The 3,047-nt window shown below is 50.2% G+C and carries 3 protein-coding genes and 1 tRNA gene; 1 reads left to right on the forward strand and 3 read right to left on the reverse strand.

Features of this window, described 5'->3' with window-relative positions:
- Positions 1 to 35: 35 nt before the first annotated feature.
- The 3 genes from Q0256_RS10050 to Q0256_RS10060 form a co-directional block, all read right to left on the reverse strand.
- Positions 36 to 1,226 (reverse strand): carbon-nitrogen hydrolase, encoded by a 1,191-nt coding sequence (locus Q0256_RS10050; protein WP_297962669.1) that lies wholly within the window; start codon positions 1,224 to 1,226, stop codon positions 36 to 38.
- Between the two features lie 20 nt (positions 1,227 to 1,246).
- Positions 1,247 to 2,239: an agmatine deiminase family protein gene (locus Q0256_RS10055; RefSeq protein WP_297962671.1), complete on the reverse strand. Its 993-nt coding sequence runs from the start codon at positions 2,237 to 2,239 to the stop codon at positions 1,247 to 1,249.
- A gap of 54 nt (positions 2,240 to 2,293) precedes the next feature.
- A tRNA-Arg gene (locus Q0256_RS10060) sits at positions 2,294 to 2,370 on the reverse strand.
- 383 nt (positions 2,371 to 2,753) lie between these two features.
- Between Q0256_RS10060 and Q0256_RS10065 the strand changes: the two genes are divergently transcribed.
- Positions 2,754 to 3,047, forward strand: a 294-nt coding sequence (locus Q0256_RS10065) for a hypothetical protein (RefSeq protein WP_297962672.1), incomplete at its 3' end; no start/stop codon positions are given.

Genomic DNA, 3,047 nt, shown 5'->3' on the forward strand with positions numbered 1-3,047 from the left:
CCGCTCGATAAACCATATCTATTAGCGATACGGGACTACAATCCGTATCGCTTGGCTAGAATTCCATACTCCTCCACGCGTCTATCGCGCAGAAACGGCCACCAGCGGCGCACATTTTCGCATCTTTGCATATCGATGGTTACGACTTCACATAGCTCATCGATGCTATTTGCGCGAAACAGCTGCTCGCCCTGCGCGCCGAAAACAAAGCTATTGCCCCAAAATCTAATCCCCTCTTCGTTGGCAAGCTGGTCTACGCGCTGTTTATTCGGCAGCACCTCTAAAGTTTCGCCGTTAAATTTTATCTCTATCGAAATTTTTAAATTCTCTCGTACCGCCTCATTTTTCGCGGGCAAAATTTCGCCACCGATCGCCATTTTGCCGCTATCCGTTAGCGCCCCGTTATTAAAAGATAAAATTCCGCCCTTGCTTAAAATTTTACTCTCGCCGCCCGTATCCGCGGAGCGCAAAATTTTATCGCTGGCTGCTCCGCCGTCGCTTACTGCCGAAATTTCATTTCCCCCGGATAAAATTTCATCCGGCGAGACTTCGCTAAGCGCGGCACTCTCAAAGCCCACTCGATTTACGGCGATTACGGGCAGGGAGTTTGCCACCGCATGCCCGCGCTGTACCGCAACCCAGGCCTCCAGCTGGCGCGCCTTTTCGTCCTCGCCGTCGCCGTCAAACCACCCGATAGCGGTCGGATATATGAGCAGCTCGGCACCGCGTAGCGCCATCGCGCGCGCCGCTTCTGGATACCACTGATCCCAGCACACGAGCACGCCGAGCCGTCCCACGCTCGTATCTATGGGCTCAAAGCCCAGATCGCCCGGCGTGAAATAAAATTTTTCGTAAAACTGCGGATCGTCGGGGATATGCATCTTGCGGTACTTACCGGCGATCGTGCCGTCGCGCTCGAATACGACGGCAGTGTTGTGATACAGCCCCGCGGCGCGGCGCTCAAAAAGCGAGCTTACCAGCACCACGCCAAATCTCTTCGCTACCTCGCTCCACAGCCGCAAATCACGCTCGAAATCCTGTGCATAGTCGAAATTTTCGGTATTTTCGCGCTGGCAAAAATAATGCGTCTGATGAAGCTCTTGCAAAACGATTAACTGCGCGCCCTTCGCCGCTGCGCGCGCGATTAGCTCGATGCTGCGTGCTATCGTGCGCGATTTGGTACCTTCAAATTTATGCGAAATCAGCCCAACTTTTAAAATTTTCATATTTTTCCTTCGATCTAAATTTAAAGTTTAAATTTATTCATGCACGAGCAGTGCAGCGAGCCGTTTTGGCGGATGAAAACACGTGCGTTTACTCCCACTACTTCGCGATCCGCGCACGCTGCACGCAGACGCGACAGCGCCAGCTCGTCCGCCGCGCGATTTGGATCGTGCGGATCTGCGGGGTCCGCGTAGGTGGGCACGATGAGCGTGCCGTTTAAAAATACGAAATTTGCGTAAGTCGCAGGCAGTCTGCGCCCCTGATAAAAGATCGCGCGCGGGATCGGCAGTTCGATCACGTCGTACCCAAGCGATGAAATTTCATCCTTCATCGCGCCAAGCTCCGCGTAGTGCAGATCGCTCGGATCGTCGCACGAGCTTATCGCCACGACGCGCGGGCTTAGAAAGCGCGCGAGGGTATCGACGTGACTGTCGGTATCATCGCCCTTTATAAAGCCGCGCTCAAGCCAGATTATGTTTTTTAGGCCAAAAATTTCACGCAGCCGCGCGTCCAGCTCGGCCTTGCTTAGGGAGTTGCGATTTTCGTTTAGCAAACACGTGCTCGTAGTTAGCATCGTGCCCGCGCCGTCAAAATCGACGCTGCCACCCTCTAAGATCAGATCCACGTTTCGCAGCGGACGGGCGCTCGCGGCGTAAAGTTTGGAATTTAACGCGTCGTCCTTAGCGCTTGCAAACTTGCCGCCCCAGGCGTTGAAACGAAAATTTAGTCCCGTGATTTTACCGCCCTCCTCTACGTCGATCGCGCCGTAATCGCGGATCCACGTATCGTCGGTATCGATTTGCGCGAAGCTCGCGTTTGTTAAGCCGCCGCAAATTTGCTCAAAATCCTCGCGGCTCGGCGCGATCGCGACGACCGGCTCAAACCTCGCTGCAGCAGCGATAAAGCTGCGATAAGCCGCCCGTATCTCGTCTAAATACGGCGCCCAGTCGGTGTCCGCGTGCGGCAAAGACACCAAAAGCGTCTCTTGCTCTTCCCATTCGGCGAATGCTCTCATTTTTGCTCCAAGATTAAAATTTCACGGATTATAGTGAAAAAAGATATTTGTGGATGGTGCGCCCGGAGGAATTCGAATCCCCGACCTTTTGAACCGCAATCAAATGCTCTATCCAGCTGAGCTACGAGCGCACGAATAAAAAGAAAACGGGATTATAGCGTTTTTAGCTTAAATTTAGCCAAAAAGGCGGTTTAAATTTCGACATGCGATAAATTTTAGCTTCGCATTTTTTGCATTTTTGTGTTTGCCCAATCGCGACGCCCAGTTTTTCGTTTAAATTCCAACGTGCAAGAATTTTAGCCTACTCAAATTTACCTTGTATCGCGCCGAAATTTAACTAAGGATTCTGCTCGCATCTTAGAATTTAAAATTTAGCTTACTTAAAATTCCGCAAGTCAAATTTAAAATATCCTAAAAATTTTAGAACTTCGCAGCCCGAATCTTATGCAAAATAAATAAAATTTATCGCTTTTTAGGTATCATAAGCAAGTAATAAAATGAACAAGGAGAGAAAATGAAGCGAGTATTTTTGGCGTTTACGCTGTGGCTCGGTTTTAGCGGGGCTGCTTTTGCGATGCAAGATACGAAGCCGAGCGAGGCGCAAGGACAAAATTCCGCGGGAGTTAAAATTTTAAGCGACGGGTTTTTTAAGCTGTCCGCCGAAGAGCGCGGTAAGGCATTGAATGATTGTGATGCTTCGCACTTCTATAGAGGATGCGATAAAATTTTTTCACAAGAGATCTCGCAACTTATTAAAAAGTGCAATATGGGCGACGGTAAATATAGCGCTTGTCAGAGTTTATTAACT

Source organism: uncultured Campylobacter sp. (genome assembly GCF_937949835.1).
GTDB lineage: Bacteria > Campylobacterota > Campylobacteria > Campylobacterales > Campylobacteraceae > Campylobacter_B.